Genomic DNA, 13,929 nt, shown 5'->3' with positions numbered 1-13,929 from the left:
CTAAGCTTTATTCTAGGCTTTCTTTTCTACTTCCGTCAATTAGCCGACCACGGGTATTATAATTTCGCCAGAAGGTCGCACAAGAGGTGTCAGGAAAGATGCCCAATCCTCTCATCATTCCCCTGTCCGTAAAAGCGAGGGGGGCGGAGATCTTCTCCCCCCTAGTCCACCTGCCCATGAGCATTTTATTAGAAAGCGCCTTGCTCGCTCCCGGCTTCAGCCGCTACTCCTTCATAATGACCAAGCCTTTTCTGCAGGTTCAGGCCAAGGGGCCAAAACTGGTCTTGAGGGACGAAGAAGGAAGGGAGTGGACGGAGGAAGGAGATCCTCTGGAGCTCTTGCGAGACTTGCTACAGCACTATCAGTATCCTTCCGGCTGTCCACTCCCCTTCTGTGGCGGAGCGACGGGTTTTATAAGCTACGACCTGGGCCGGCAGCTGGAAAGATTGCCTTCCCAAGCCCTAGACGATCTCTCTACCCCTGATTTTTACCTGGGCTTCTACGATACCGCCTTAGTGGTGGACGAACTCAGCCGAGAAGTCTTCCTGGTAGCCACCGGGCTACCAGAGAAAGAACCTCGCCAGGCTCAAAAGCGCGCTTTGGCCCGCGCTGCCGAGCTTAGTGAATTAATTTACAATATCACCCCCTTACCTCCTCCCCGTCCTCTACCGGCCCAAGAGTGCCCTTTGTACGCCCACTTCGACGCTTCCAGTTACTGTGAAGCAGTAATAAGGGCCAAGGAGTACATAGCCGCCGGGGATATCTTTCAGGTCAACCTCTCGCAGCGTTTCTCCCTCCCCCGCCTCTTCGACCCCTGGGAGGTCTACCTACGCTTGCGCGCGATTAACCCGGCTCCCATGGCCGCCTACCTGAACTTGGGAGAATGGCAGATAGTCTCCGCTTCACCGGAAAGGTTTCTCCGGGTACGCGATGGCAAGGTGGAAACCCGGCCCATAAAGGGTACCCGACCCCGGGGTTCCGATCCCGTGAGCGATGCCCGGATGCGAGAAGAGCTGTGGCATTCAGAAAAAGACCGGGCTGAACTCACCATGATCGTGGATCTGGAGCGCAACGACCTAGGTAAGGTCTGCCGCCCGGGGAGCGTACGGGTACCCGAGCTCTTTCGCCTGGAGGAGTACGCCACGGTATTCCATCTGGTGGCCACGGTTCAAGGCGAGTTGGCGCCGGGAAAGGACCTCGTCGACCTGATAAAAGCCGCCTTCCCCGGCGGGTCCATCACCGGAGCCCCCAAGATACGGGCCATGGAGATCATCGAGGAGCTGGAGCCCGTGCGCCGGGGTATCTATACCGGTTCCATAGGCTACCTGGGCTTTGACGGCAACGCCGATCTAAGTATCGTCATCCGCACCCTCATCTTCCGCGAAGGGTGCGTTTACCTTCAGGTGGGCGGAGGTATCACCAGCGACTCCGACCCCTACGCCGAGTACCTAGAAACCCTGGACAAAGCCCGGGCCCTAGTCAGGGCCATGGGGCTTGATGAGGAAAAGGTCTTCCGCTCATTGGTGCTGGAAAAGCCTGAAAAGGAGGAAGGGCAGCCTTGGGAGCAATCGTGTTCTTCAACGGGAGCCTGATCTCCTCGGAAGAAGCCAAGGTAGAAAGTGAAGATCAGGGCTGGCTTTACGGTTTCGGTCTCTTCGAGACGGTACTCGTCTGCCGGGGGAAACCGGTTTTTTGGCCGGAGCACCGGCAGCGCCTGGAGGAAGGGCGGCGTTACTTTGACCTGCTTCTCCCCCTCCGCTGGGAGGAAATAGAAGAAGGAGCGAGAGAAGTGATAAGGATCAACAATCTTTCCGAGGGGGCGCTGCGCCTCACCCTATCCGCCGGGCCGGAACCGGGAGCCAAGCCCGGCAACTTGCTGATAAGGCCACGGCCCCGGTCTTATTCCTCCCAGGACTACCGGAAAGGGTTTGGTGCCGGCTGGTCCAGGATTAGGCGCAACGAGCACTCCCCTCTCACCCAGTTTAAAACCATCAGCTACCTGGAGAACCTGCTGGCCTGGAGGGAAGCCAGGAAAAGGGGATGGGAAGAAGCACTCCTTCTCAACACCAGGGGCCTGGTGGCCGAAGGAAGCCGCAGCAATGTGTTCCTCGTAAAGAAGGGCAAAGTGATTACTCCCTCGCTGGACCAGGGGGTGCTGCCGGGCATCATTCGCCAGAAAATGATAGAGATCTGCCGGGAGCTGGGCTGTGAGGCCGAAGAGCGTCCGGTGACCCCGGCGGAGCTCCTGGAAGCGGAAGAGGCTTTCCTCACCAACTCCCTGATGCTGGTGATGCCGCTGGTGAAAGTCGAAGGCCGGCCCGTGGGCACGGGCCGGCCGGGAAGCTTCACGGAAGAAATCTCCAGGGCTTTAGAAGCTAAGATCCTGCTGGATTAAGTTTTCTGCCTGAGCATCTCCACGAAGGCCTCTATGCGGGTCTTTAGCTGCCCGGCGTCCTGCATGCTGTAGTCGGTCTCCACCTTCAGCACCGGCACTCCTTGGGCCTTCAAGAACTTTTCTACCTGGTAGTGCTCCACCGCATAGGGGTCGCAGAAGGAAAGGACGTAGCTTATCACCCCGTCCACCCGGTACTCCTGGATTAACCTCTCGATGTCTTCCAAGCGCCCGCCGTTGGGGGTGAAACAGGCACAGTGGGGAGCCAGATGCCGCCTGGACACGTTGACTAAGAGCTCTTCCAGAGAACCGCCTTCCTCTTCGGTGAGTTCCTGGAAATAACGCTGGCCGGTGCAGAGTTCCTCGGCCACGATCACCGCCCCGCTGGTCTCGGCGAGATAAGGCAGTTTCCAGTTGGGTATGGCCATGGGAGTGCCGGTCACCAGAAGCCGCGGAGCTCCGGGCTCAACCACCCCCACACCCTGACGTATCCTCTCCTCCAGCTCGTCGCCGAGGGCGTTGACCTTTTCCGTGAACCGCTCCACGTCGTCGTAAAAGGCGATCTGGAAAATGAGCAAGGCATCCAGCCCGCTTATGGGCGGCGGGTCGGCCCGGCGCAACTCAGCCAGACGCCTAAGCGCCCTCCGCTTGGCGTTGAGGCGCCGTATAGCCTCTCGCAAGCTTTCATAAGTCACCTTCTTGCCAGCGAGCTCTTCCAGCCGGGCTACCAACTTTTTTATTTCCGCAAGCCACAGTTCCTGATCTAGCGCTTCTTTCTTCTGAGGCACCTCCATCACGTGAACGGGAGCGTAGTCGGACAGGATCTCGAAAGTTTTCTTCTTGCCGTCGCAGGTGGTCTCCCCGACCAAAAGATCGCAAGACTCGAAGTAAGGGCAGAGACGGGTAAGCTTGAAACCCATGAAGGACTTGATTAAGGGGCAGATGTTGCGGGGAAGCACCGCCTCCGCCTGCGCCGTGCCCACCTCCACCCCGGCGCAAAGACCGACATAAACTCCCCCCGCCGCCAGCACGAGCTCTTCCGGCACATAGATGCAGAAGGTCCCCACCACTTTGCCGCCCTGGCGGCGAAAATCGTTGAGTTCCTTGACCCGTAAGCCATGGATCTCGCTAACCACAAAATCAAAATACTCCATCCCCTGGGGGCGACGCGATTGAGCGAGATACACCTCTCCGTAGAGCGACCCGAGTGACTGTAGCAACCGATCATGAGACTCCAGGTCGATACCGAGCTCGCGCCACATAGTTTCATAACCAGCCATCTAGCTAGCCTCCCCAAAAAACTTTTATCGCTAGCTTAGCTTTTAGTTATGAATCAGTCAACCACCTTCGCCCCGGCGCCGGTTAAGAACAGCCAAAGATAGCAGGCTATAGCTCCCTAAAACTAACTCGGCGTTGTAAAACCTAATAGCTAATAGCGGGCCAGATAAGTATCCAGCTCCCAAGGATGAACACGACTGGAATATTCACGCCACTCTTTGAGCTTAGCCTCCACAAACTTCTCGCAAACGTGGGGCCCTAGCGCCTCGCGCACCACTTCATCCTTTTCTAACTCACACAGAGCCTCCATAAGCGAGCTGGGCAGGCAACCAATCTGCAAGTCCTCTCTCTCCTTGGGAGTCAGTTCGTAAATGTTTCGGTCCACCGGCGGAGGAGGCTCCAATTGGTTTCTGACTCCGTCCAACCCGGCCTTGATTATCGCTGCCAGAGCCAGATAAGGATTGCAGGAGGGGTCGGGGCTACGCAACTCGACGCGCGTTGAAGGACCCCGCTTGGCAGGAACCCGGATAAGGGGACTCCGGTTGCGACACGACCAAGCAATGTAAACTGGAGCCTCGTATCCCGGGACCAAACGCTTGTAAGAATTCACAGTGGGGTTGGCAACTGCCGTAATAGCTTTAATATGTTTTATAATTCCCCCTACAAAATAACGAGCTGTTTCACTCAATTGCAAGGGACTGTCCGGATCGAAAAAGGCATTTTCCCCGCTGCGAAAAAGAGACAGGTTGGTGTGCATACCGGAACCGTTAATGCCAAATATAGGTTTAGGCATAAAAGTGGCGTGGAGACCGTGACGCTGAGCAATCACCCGCACTACCATCTTAAAAGTCATAATCTTGTCGGCCACGTCCAAAGCATCGGAGTATTTGAAATCAATCTCATGCTGTCCCGGCGCCACTTCGTGGTGCGAGGCTTCGATTTCAAAACCCATTTTTTCCAGAGTAAGAACAATTTCCCGCCGCGCTTCTTCCCCCAGATCAACCGGACTTAGATCGAAGTAGTTAGCCTGGTCATGAGTAACGGTGGTAGGTCTCCCCTTATCGTCTAAGTGAAAGAGGAAAAACTCCAACTCCGGACCGGCATTGCAGGTATAACCCATGGCTGATGCTTCATCGAGCACGCGGCGCAAAATGTAACGGGGATCGCCCGCAAACGGAGTGCCATCAGGGTTATAAACATCGCAAATTAACCGCGCCACCATGCCCTCACGGGGGCGCCACGGCAGGATAGTGAAGGTGGAAGGGTCGGGGCGAAGATACATATCGGACTCTTCGATCCGCACGAAGCCCTCGATAGAAGAACCGTCGAACATTAACTCCCCGTTCAAGGCTTTTTCCAATTGATCGATGGGAATGGCAACGTTCTTTAGAATGCCAGTTATGTCCGTAAACTGGAGACGGATGAACTTTACGCCTTCTTCCCTAGCCTTGCGCAAAACTTCTTCACGCAACCTGGCGTCTTCCATAAGTTTTTTAACTTTCCTCCTTAGGGCAAAATGAGATCGCAGCGAACCGCTTCTAAGCATAACACGCCAGCCACGAGATGCAAAGCCGGAGTAATTCGATTTAAGCTTATTTTACATTTACCTTAGCCCTGGATCTAGTGTTATAATTATTATCCACCGTTAGGCGAGGTGATGCTCATGTGTCGGCTCATTTGTTTGACCAGCGACCAGCCCCAGTCCCCCATGCTGGCTTTAGAAGCCCAGGATGTTATGCGGGAGGGACACGATGGCTCGGGGGTAGGTCTTTTCTTAACCGACCTCTCTGGTCCTTTCGTCGAATTAAAGCACAAGCCCATCCTTTCCGGGATTTTTACCAAGGAAGGGCTACATCGCTTGAACGACTTTATGAACTCGCTGGGGTTCTGGCCCTTATATCGCTTAGTTATTCACATTGATAAGGAACCCCCTCCGGGCACTCCCAGGCGGGATTTTTATCTAATTCAGGTTTACGATTACCCCGAGGGATGGGAAGAACTGGAACCAGAAGAAAAGGAGTTGCGCTTGTTGCTGACGCGCCTGCAGCTGCGCTGGATGGGCGAAGACAAAGAGGATATTATTGTGTTCAGCTTCTGGCCGGATGTGATTATGATTAAGGAGGTAGGTGATCCCCTGCTGGTGGGCGAATACCTGGGCCTCGACCGCAAGGAATTGCTGGCCCGGGTAGTCATGGCCCAAGGGAGACAGAACACCAACTACGCCATCAACCTCTATGCCTGTCACCCCTTTTTCATCCAGGGAATGGCCACCATGACCAACGGGGAAAATACGGCCTTCATACCCATAAGGGAATTCCTCTTATCCCGGGGGTTCCCTGGCTACACCGGCTACCAATCCGACTCGGAGGTTTTCACTCACATCCTGCATTACGCTTTAAAAAAACTGGGCTTGCGCCTGGAATATTACAAGCACCTGGTTACCCCGTTGACCGATCAAGAGCTCCAGCAGCATCCCGATCGCCAGCTTTTGCTCCGGCTCAAGCTGTCCTGCCGCCCGCTAACCATAGACGGACCTAATTGCGTGATCGGCTGCCTGCCCGATAAAACCGTCTTTATGCTGCAGGACCGCAAGAAGCTCCGCCCCGGAGTGGTAGGAGGCAAACCGGGTTTCTATGTCCTCTGCTCAGAAATGTGCGGGCTGGACTACGCCGTGCCCGACCGCAATAAAGCCGAAGATTATCAGCCCATGCACCTGGACACCGTCATAATTCCTCCCACGCGCCAGGAGGTGAAAGTATGCTCCCAGATGGAACCCTTACCCCCTCTGCACTGAGTCTTAAGGATCTGCGGTGGCTGATCCACTGGGATAGGGAAAAGTGCGCCTTATGCGGGCGATGCACTGCCGTTTGCCCTGTAGGGGCTATCGAACTCGGAGCGCTTCGCCAGCGCGCGGTTCGCGCTTCTCTGTTGGGGGAGCCGGAACCAACTTCGCTTTGCGGCCCATACCAGGTGGTTTACGGTTTGGTGCAACGCACCGACCCCGCGCATGCCTGCACCGGTTGCGGAATGTGCGCCCAGGTCTGTCCTAACCAGGCCATATTGCCCTACCGCAACGAAGAGGAAGATAAGCTGCGCTTCCATTTCAGCCAGGGAGGACAGCCCCGGCGGAGGGGCGGCCGGCGCAATGACCCGGCACCGGGTTTGCTCGACCGGATAAAATTTATTCGTATCTCCATGCTGACCGACCCGGCTCTGGACGCTATCCGGCATGAATTTGAACTTCGCACTCTGCTGGGCAGAGTCTTGCCGCCGGAAGAAGGACTCCGACTCTTCCTGGAGGAAGGATGGACACCCCCGGTGAGGGAGATTTACCCTCTGATAGTCGGGGGCATGTCGTTGGGGGCCCTTTCTCCCACCATGTGGGAAGGGTTGATGCTGGGTGTGGCTTATCTCAACGAAGAACTCGGCCTGCCAGTGAGAATTTCCACCGGCGAGGGAGGATGCCCACCACGCCTCCTACGCTCACGTTTTCTCAAATACGTTATCTTGCAAATAGCCAGCGGTTACTTCGGCTGGGACGAAATCGTGCGAGCCATCCCGGAAATGAAAGAAGACCCCTGCGCTATTGAAATTAAATACGGGCAGGGAGCCAAGCCGGGTGATGGAGGTCTGCTCCTATGGTATAAAGTCAACGAACTCGTCGCCGCCATCCGGGGAGTACCGCCAAGGGTGAGTCTTCCCAGCCCTCCTACTCACCAGACCCTATACTCCATCGAGGAGTCGGTGGCCAAGATGATCCAGTCGCTCTCCATGGCCTGGGGCTTTCGAGTGCCGGTGTATCCCAAAATTTCTGGGACCTCCACCGCTTTAGCAGTGCTCAATAATCTCACGCGCAACCCTTACGCCGCCGCTTTGTGCATCGACGGAGAGGATGGAGCCACCGGCGCTGCCTATGAGGTGTCGCTCAATCATATGGGACACCCCATCGCCAGCAATATCCGCGACTGCTACCTCAACCTGGTTAAGCTGGGAAAGCAGAATGAGATACCGCTTATCGCTGCCGGGGGTATCGGCAAACACGGCAACCTGGCCGCCAACGCCGCTACCCTTTTCATGCTGGGCGCCAGCGCTGTGCAGATAGGACGCTATTTGCTGCAGGCAGCCGCCGGCTGCTTGGGCTCCGAAGCCGACAGGTGCAATGTCTGCAACCTGGGCCTTTGTCCCAAGGGCATAACCTCGCAGGACCCGCGCCTCTACCGCCGCTTGGACCCGGATAAGGTAGCGGAAAGGGTAGTGGACGTGTTTCTGAGCTTCGACCTGGAACTGCGCAAGATTGTGGCGGCGCTGGGCCGTTCCACCTCGCTCCCCATCGGCATGTCCGACGCCTTGGGCATAGACGATTACCACGCCGCCGAGCGCTTAAATATCAAGTACGTGGTGTAACGGGAGAGGGAGAAAGCGATGACAGCTGAAGTTTATCGCCTTGTGGGAAAGGAAAACGGCCGCCGCCTCGATTCCCGGGTGCTGGAAGAAAGAATTCAAGCAGCCGTAGCTCAGGGATACCGCTACCTGGAAATAGAAGCTTACGGCCAACACGGCATCGGGGGGCGTTTGTGGAGCGCTGGCGAGGAAAAGGTGCACCTACGCGTGTACGGCTCGCCAGGACAGCGGATAGGGGCCATGGGCTTCCACAATACCCGCATCGAGGTGATGGGACCAGCTTCCGACGACGTGGGTTGGCTCAACGTAGGGGCTGAAATCATAATCCACGGCCACGCCACTAACGGCGTCGGTAACGCTATGGCCCAAGGGAAGATATATGTGGCCGGGAGCATCGGCGCTCGGGGCATGACCATGACCAAGCATAACCCGCGCTTCGACCCCCCAGAACTTTGGGTGCTGGGGTCGGTAGGCGATTATTTCGCTGAGTTCATGGCCGGGGGTATAGCCGTGGTCTGTGGCTACCAGCCCCAAAATCCGACTAACGTGTTGGGCTTTCGCCCTTGTGTGGGCATGGTGGGCGGGAAAATCTTCTTTCGCGGCCCCCAAGAGGGCGTGAGCTCAGCCGATGCCCGCCTCGCGCCTCTGAACGATGCCGACTGGAGCTGGCTGGAGACCAATCTGCGGCGCTTCCTGGAAGCTATCGGGCAAGCCGAGCTCTTCCCCTTGCTGGCTCGCCGGGAAGAGTGGCAAGTGGTTCTGGCCCTTTCGCCCCAGGAGAGGCGTGCTCAGCCACGCCGGAGTATGAGCGATTTTCGCGCCCGAGTGTGGGATCGGGAGTTAGGCGAAGGAGGGCTACTGGGAGACCTGATGCCCGGGGAGCGCCTGGTCATACCGGTAATCGCCACCGGTAAATGGCGGCGGTTTGTGCCCGTATGGGCCAACCGGACGCATCTCCCCCCTTGCCAGGCTGCCTGCCCCAGCGGCATTCCGGTGGCCGAGCGTTGGCAGCTGCTACGCGAGGGTCGCCGGGAAGAGGCGCTGAGCCTGGCCCTGCGCTTTACCCCTTTACCCGCCACGGTTTGCGGTTACCTTTGCCCTAACTTCTGTATGCGCGCCTGCACCCGCAAGCAGAAGGGGATGGCGCCCCCGGACATGAAGCGCCTGGGGAGAGAAAGCCGGGGAATAGCCTCGCTCCCGTTACCGCCTCTGAACGGCAAGCGAGTGGCCGTTATAGGAAGCGGTCCAGCGGGCCTGGCTGCCGCTTGGCACTTACGCCTTCTGGGGTACGAGGTGCATGTGCTAGAAAAAGATGAATTGGGAGGGAAGTTGCGGCGACTTAGAGGTGAGGCACGCCAGGTCTTGGAGGCCGACCTGGCCCGGATAAGCTCGGCTCTGGTAGTAATCTCCCGGGAAGTGCAGCCGGAAGAGCTAGACCAACTTTTGTCGGAATATGAAGCGGTAATCGTAGCCACGGGACGGGAGGAAACCCGGCTGTTAGAGGCCAGGGAGCTGCAGCCCCCGCTCTTCGCCGCAGGGGAAGTTCTAGCTCCGGCTGGCGTCTCCGAGTTGGTGGGTAAGGGACGCCAGGTAGCTCAGGAAGTTAACGCCTGGCTCACCCATACCCTGGTGGAGACACCCTCTCCCACTCTCTCCCTGGAGCGGGTAAAACTGGCATACTTCCGCCCGGACCAGCGAGAACCGGAAAGCCTGGAGGAAAGCGCACGTATCTGCGCTTCTTGCGGCCTCTGCCGCGATTGCGGCCTCTGCCTCCAGCTTTGCCCTCAGCAAGCTATCGCGCGACACCAAGAAGACGGGAGCTGGCGCTACGTGGCCGATCCCCAGCGTTGCATCGGCTGCGGTTTTTGCGTCGGGGTCTGTCCTTGCGGCGTCTGGGAACTCCAACCCAACCCAGAACCGGCATAGGCTTACCGGCAAATAACTCCGGGTTGCCAGTTCAGCAGGATCAGAGGCGAAGCCTCCTTCAGTTCCACCGACCCTTCCACCACTTCGCCTACGCAGATAACGTGATCGCCTGCGGGGTGTAGAGAAACTAGGCAACACTCTAAATTGGCCACGCAATCTTCCAATAGGGGTACCTGGATTTGCGTGGCCGCTTTGGTTTTTAAGCCCAAAGCCTTTACCTTATCCACCTCGCGCCCGGAGTGTGTACCGCAGAAATTGGCTATCTCCATCTGGTCAGCAGCCAGGATGCTAATGGCGAACTCCCCGTTACGGGTCAGAATCTCATAAGTGTACCGCTCAGGCGCCAAAGCCACCATCACCAGGGGAGGTCGAAACGACACCTGCATCACCCAGGAAGCGGTCATCAGATTGTGCCGTCCCTCGTGACAGGTCCCTATAAGAGTGACCGGCCAAGGTAGCAGACGCAGAGCTTCCTTACCCTCCATTAGCTCATCTCCCCTCCGGTCAAGAAAGGATTTTGCTCCTTCTCCTCCCCGATGGTGGTGGAAGTGCCGTGCCCAGGATAGACAATCGTCTCGTCCGGCAAAACCATAAGCTTGGTGTTCACCGACCCCAGAAGCTTCCGCCAGTCTCCACCGGGAAAATCAGCGCGCCCCACCGAGCCCGCGAAAAGGGTATCCCCACTGAAAAGCACTCCCGAACCGTAGAAACAGACGCTCCCCGGAGTGTGCCCCGGTGTGTGCAACACCCGGAACTTAAGCTGGCCGCAGACCACTTCGTCCCCATCTTCCAGGCAGCGATCAGGTTCCCCTACCACTAACTCCTGCCCCATCCAGACGGAGAGATTGGCTGCCGGATCGTTGATCATGGGCGCATCGGCTTGATGGATCAAAACCGGCAATTTCAGCTTACGCCTGATCTCCGGCACCGCGCCAATATGGTCGGCGTGACCGTGGGTGAGGCAGATGGCAGTAAGGCGTAAACCCGCGCGACTAGCCGCCGCCAGAATCCGCTCCCCCTCGGCCCCAGGATCGATCAGTAAAGCCTCTCCCGTAACCGGACACCCAACCAGATAAGCGTTGGTCTGGAGCTCACCCACCACCAAGACGATAACTCTCATCGCTGTTCCCCTTCTAATAGCAAAGTTACCGGACCATCGTTATCTATTCGCACCAGCATGTGGGCCTGAAACCTTCCCTCCGCCACTGGCACCCCTTGCTCTCGCAGAGCGGCAATGAAAGCCCGATACAAAGGTTCGGCCTCCTCCGGTGGCGCTGCCGCGGCAAAACTGGGCCTTCTTCCCCGCTGGCAATCTCCATAGAGGGTAAACTGCGACACCACCAGGATCTCCCCTCCCACATCCTTCACCGATAAATTGAGCTTGCCCTGCTCATCGGAGAAGATCCTAAGAGATGCCACTTTTTCGGCCAGGTAACGAGCCGCGGCCGAAGTGTCGCCCCGCTTGATCCCCAGAAGCACCACCAGGCCTCTCCCAATGGCGGCTATTTCCTCTCCCTCGATCCAGACCGAGCCTTTAACCACTCGCTGCACCAGAGCTCGCAAAGTTTCACACCACCCGCTGCACTTCAAACACGTCTTTGACCCGGGCAATGCGGCGCAGTAGGTAATCAAGCTGCTCTTTGTTACGCACCCGGGCGGTGAACTCTATGGTGGCCGTCCGCTTATTCCCTCGCGCCTCCACCCACGAAGCGCTGATCTTCATATCGGCCAAGACCGCCATAACCTCGCCCAAGAGCCCAGCTCGGTCGAGGGCCGAAATCTCCAAACGCACATCGAAGGGAGCTTCCGCTCCATCTTCCCAGACCACTTCGACCAGCCGTTCCTTCTCTTTTTCTCGCCAAATTGTCACGTTGCGACAGTCGCGGTGGTGCACCGACACCCCCCTCCCTCGGGTTATGTAACCGATGATAGGGTCACCGGGTATGGGATGGCAGCAATGAGCCAGACGCACCAAGATGTTGTCAGCGCCTACCACCTGCACCCCCGGGGAGTGCCCATTGGAACGCTTAGGATAGCGGGGCTCACTCGGAGCCGATGGCTTTTCCCTCGGCCTGGTTTCGGTGATACTGCGAAGCACAGCGGACGCGGTCAGCGCCCCCTGAGCCAACGCCACGTACAGGTCTTCCACCGTTTGAAAGTTAAAACGGTGAGCCGGTTCCAAAAGTTTCTCTTCCCTAATATCTTCCAGCATTACCCCCAGGCGCCGAGCTTCTTTTTCCAAGAGCTCCTTACCTAGGGTCCTGGCTTCTTCGCGGAATTCCCGCTTGAACCACTGACGCAAGCGCGAGCGGGCCTGGGAGGTGCGAATAACTCCGAGCCAATCGCGGCTAGGGTTGGGCTTAGGACCGGTTATAATCTCAACGATGTCTCCGGTCTTAAGCTGGTAATCCAGCGGCACCAGCCTCCCGTTCACCCTGGCTCCCTTGTACCGGTGACCCACCTCGGTGTGAATGCGGTAAGCGAAATCGAGAGGCACCGCTCCGCTGGGAAGCTCCACCACATCCCCTTTGGGAGTAAAAACAAAGACCACGTCCGAAAAAATATCGACCTTGAGATGCTCCATAAACTCCCTGGCATCGCGCATCTCCTGGACCCACTCTAAGAGCTCGCGCAGCCAGGCAAAGCGGGCTTCCAACTGCTCGTCGCGCGACTGCCCCTCCTTGTATCGCCAATGAGCAGCTATGCCGTACTCCGCCGTTCGGTGCATCTCGTAAGTGCGAATCTGCACCTCCACCGGCTCCCCCTGGGGGCCGATCACGGTGGTGTGAAGCGACTGGTACATATTCTCCTTGGGCATGGCGATATAATCCTTAAAGCGCCCGGGGACCGGCTTCCATAGGGTGTGCACCACTCCTAGCACGGCGTAGCAATCGCGCACCGTGTCCACCAGCGCCCGGATACCAGTGCGGTCAAAAATCTCGCTATACTCTTTACCGTCGCGCAACATCTTTTGATAAATGCTATACAGATTTTTGGGCCGCCCGGCTAACTCGGCCTTCAAACCTGCCTCCTCCAAGCGCTGCTGCAGAATAGCAATCACCCGACGGGTGTATTCTTCCCGGGCCAGACGGGTCTTGGCCACTTTGGCCGCCAACTCCCGATAGCGCTCCGGCTCCAGGTAGCGAAAAGCCAAATCTTCCAACTCCCATTTCAGACGATAAATGCCCAAACGGTGCGCTAAAGGAGCAAAAATCTCCAGCGATTCCTGAGCTATGGCTTGCTGCTTCTCTGGGGGCAAGTATTCCAAAGTTCGAAGGTTATGAAGCCGATCGGCCAACTTGATCAATACCACCCGTACGTCGCGCGCCATGGCCACGAACATCTTCCGTAGGTTCTCCGCCTGCTGCTCCTCGCGCGAACGAAATTGCAAGCGCGAAAGCTTAGTCACCCCATCTACCAGAGAAGCTATCTCTGGACCAAACTCGCGCTCAACTTCTTCCAGACTGGTATCCGTATCCTCCACTACGTCGTGCAAAATTCCAGCGGCTATGGTCTCGGTATCCAACTCGAGCTCCGCCAATATCCGCGCCACCGCCAGGGGATGCGAAAAAAAAGGATCGCCCGAATGACGGCACTGCCCCTCATGCCTGGCTTGCGCGAAAGCGTAAGCCCGCTGGAGCAGAGCAGCGTCCACGCCCGGGTTGTAGCTCTGAACATAGCGCAGAAGATCCTCATAATCTTTCATGATTCTCACCACTACTCAATTATACAACAAATCGCCCCACCACCCGCAGCTGAACCAGCCTTATACCAGCGCCAGCGGTTAAAGAAAAACCCTGGCAGCGTCCGCCAGGAGGGAGTGGCATAGGGCACAACGCCCAGGCGAAGCCCTGGAAACGGCATCCGGGTGCCGATCGGCACCCGGATGCTCCAGCTATCTCGCTTTCGTCGAATCGCTTCCGCCAAATAAG

11 protein-coding genes are annotated in these 13,929 nt (G+C 57.4%); 5 read left to right on the top strand and 6 right to left on the bottom strand.

Features of this window, described 5'->3' with window-relative positions:
* The first annotated feature begins 86 nt into the window (after nucleotides 1-86).
* Both pabB and ACTLLP_RS01395 read left to right on the top strand, forming a co-directional pair.
* Entirely contained in the window at nucleotides 87-1,592 is a 1,506-nt protein-coding gene (gene pabB / locus ACTLLP_RS01400) for an aminodeoxychorismate synthase component I (RefSeq protein WP_441060043.1), read from the top strand.
* Entirely contained in the window at nucleotides 1,559-2,395 is an 837-nt protein-coding gene (locus tag ACTLLP_RS01395; RefSeq protein WP_441060041.1) for an aminotransferase class IV, read from the top strand. Before pabB ends, ACTLLP_RS01395 begins: the two co-directional genes overlap by 34 nt.
* Here the strand turns inward: ACTLLP_RS01395 and ACTLLP_RS01390 are convergent.
* Together ACTLLP_RS01390 and glnA are read right to left on the bottom strand one after the other, a co-directional pair.
* Nucleotides 2,392-3,672 (bottom strand): double-cubane-cluster-containing anaerobic reductase, encoded by a 1,281-nt coding sequence (locus tag ACTLLP_RS01390; RefSeq protein WP_441060039.1) that lies wholly within the window; start codon nucleotides 3,670-3,672, stop codon nucleotides 2,392-2,394. The two genes, ACTLLP_RS01395 and ACTLLP_RS01390, sit on opposite strands and share 4 nt — an antisense overlap.
* Nucleotides 3,673-3,821: 149 nt before the next feature.
* Nucleotides 3,822-5,156, bottom strand: coding sequence for a type I glutamate--ammonia ligase (gene glnA / locus ACTLLP_RS01385; protein ID WP_441060037.1), 1,335 nt, complete (start codon nucleotides 5,154-5,156; stop codon nucleotides 3,822-3,824).
* Between the two features lie 177 nt (nucleotides 5,157-5,333).
* On the opposite strand from glnA, the gene ACTLLP_RS01380 reads away from it, so the two are divergent.
* Genes ACTLLP_RS01380 through ACTLLP_RS01370 form a run of 3 tightly spaced genes read left to right on the top strand, consistent with a single transcriptional unit; the run spans nucleotide 5,334 to nucleotide 9,997 of the window.
* A complete protein-coding gene (locus ACTLLP_RS01380; protein ID WP_441060035.1) occupies nucleotides 5,334-6,464 on the top strand; it encodes a class II glutamine amidotransferase domain-containing protein in 1,131 nt (376 codons plus the stop codon).
* Nucleotides 6,428-8,074 carry a glutamate synthase-related protein gene (locus ACTLLP_RS01375; RefSeq protein WP_441060033.1) on the top strand — a complete coding sequence of 549 codons (1,647 nt, stop codon included), beginning with the start codon at nucleotides 6,428-6,430 and terminating at the stop codon, nucleotides 8,072-8,074. The genes ACTLLP_RS01380 and ACTLLP_RS01375 overlap by 37 nt, the downstream gene beginning before the upstream one ends.
* A gap of 18 nt (nucleotides 8,075-8,092) precedes the next feature.
* Complete coding sequence (locus ACTLLP_RS01370) at nucleotides 8,093-9,997, top strand: GltB/FmdC/FwdC-like GXGXG domain-containing protein (protein ID WP_441060031.1); 1,905 nt, start codon at nucleotides 8,093-8,095, stop codon at nucleotides 9,995-9,997.
* 2 nt (nucleotides 9,998-9,999) lie between these two features.
* Here ACTLLP_RS01370 and ACTLLP_RS01365 read toward each other — a convergent pair whose 3' ends face one another.
* From ACTLLP_RS01365 to ACTLLP_RS01350, 4 genes are read right to left on the bottom strand one after another with little or no spacing between them, the layout of a single operon-like run.
* A complete protein-coding gene (locus ACTLLP_RS01365; protein WP_441060029.1) occupies nucleotides 10,000-10,482 on the bottom strand; it encodes a flavin reductase family protein in 483 nt (160 codons plus the stop codon).
* Nucleotides 10,482-11,117: an MBL fold metallo-hydrolase gene (locus ACTLLP_RS01360; RefSeq protein WP_441060027.1), complete on the bottom strand. Its 636-nt coding sequence runs from the start codon at nucleotides 11,115-11,117 to the stop codon at nucleotides 10,482-10,484. Before ACTLLP_RS01360 ends, ACTLLP_RS01365 begins: the two co-directional genes overlap by 1 nt.
* Nucleotides 11,114-11,560, bottom strand: a complete 447-nt coding sequence (gene dtd / locus ACTLLP_RS01355) for a D-aminoacyl-tRNA deacylase (RefSeq protein ID WP_441060025.1) — start codon at nucleotides 11,558-11,560, stop codon at nucleotides 11,114-11,116. Before dtd ends, ACTLLP_RS01360 begins: the two co-directional genes overlap by 4 nt.
* Before the next feature lie 4 nt (nucleotides 11,561-11,564).
* On the bottom strand, nucleotides 11,565-13,703 hold the full coding sequence (locus ACTLLP_RS01350) for a RelA/SpoT family protein (protein WP_441060023.1): 2,139 nt from the start codon (nucleotides 13,701-13,703) through the stop codon (nucleotides 11,565-11,567).
* Between the last annotated feature and the right edge of the window lie 226 nt (nucleotides 13,704-13,929).

Source organism: Desulfothermobacter acidiphilus, assembly GCF_052073645.1.
In the GTDB taxonomy this organism is placed as follows: Bacteria; Bacillota; Desulfotomaculia; order Desulfotomaculales; family Ammonificaceae; genus Desulfothermobacter; species Desulfothermobacter acidiphilus.
The sequence above is the reverse complement of the archived record's forward strand: the minus strand, read 5'-3'. Positions and strand labels throughout refer to the sequence as shown.

What these genes read in the sequence shown, in the direction of transcription:
- ACTLLP_RS01390 (WP_441060039.1), bottom strand. Translation starts at nt 3,672, where the DNA reads ATGGCTGGTTATGAAACTATGTGGCGCGAGCTCGGTATCGACCTGGAG.
- glnA (WP_441060037.1), bottom strand. Translation starts at nt 5,156, where the DNA reads ATGGAAGACGCCAGGTTGCGTGAAGAAGTTTTGCGCAAGGCTAGGGAA.
- ACTLLP_RS01380 (WP_441060035.1), top strand. Translation starts at nt 5,334, where the DNA reads ATGTGTCGGCTCATTTGTTTGACCAGCGACCAGCCCCAGTCCCCCATG.
- ACTLLP_RS01375 (WP_441060033.1), top strand. Translation starts at nt 6,428, where the DNA reads ATGCTCCCAGATGGAACCCTTACCCCCTCTGCACTGAGTCTTAAGGAT.
- ACTLLP_RS01370 (WP_441060031.1), top strand. Translation starts at nt 8,093, where the DNA reads ATGACAGCTGAAGTTTATCGCCTTGTGGGAAAGGAAAACGGCCGCCGC.
- ACTLLP_RS01365 (WP_441060029.1), bottom strand. Translation starts at nt 10,482, where the DNA reads ATGGAGGGTAAGGAAGCTCTGCGTCTGCTACCTTGGCCGGTCACTCTT.
- ACTLLP_RS01360 (WP_441060027.1), bottom strand. Translation starts at nt 11,117, where the DNA reads ATGAGAGTTATCGTCTTGGTGGTGGGTGAGCTCCAGACCAACGCTTAT.
- ACTLLP_RS01350 (WP_441060023.1), bottom strand. Translation starts at nt 13,703, where the DNA reads ATGAAAGATTATGAGGATCTTCTGCGCTATGTTCAGAGCTACAACCCG.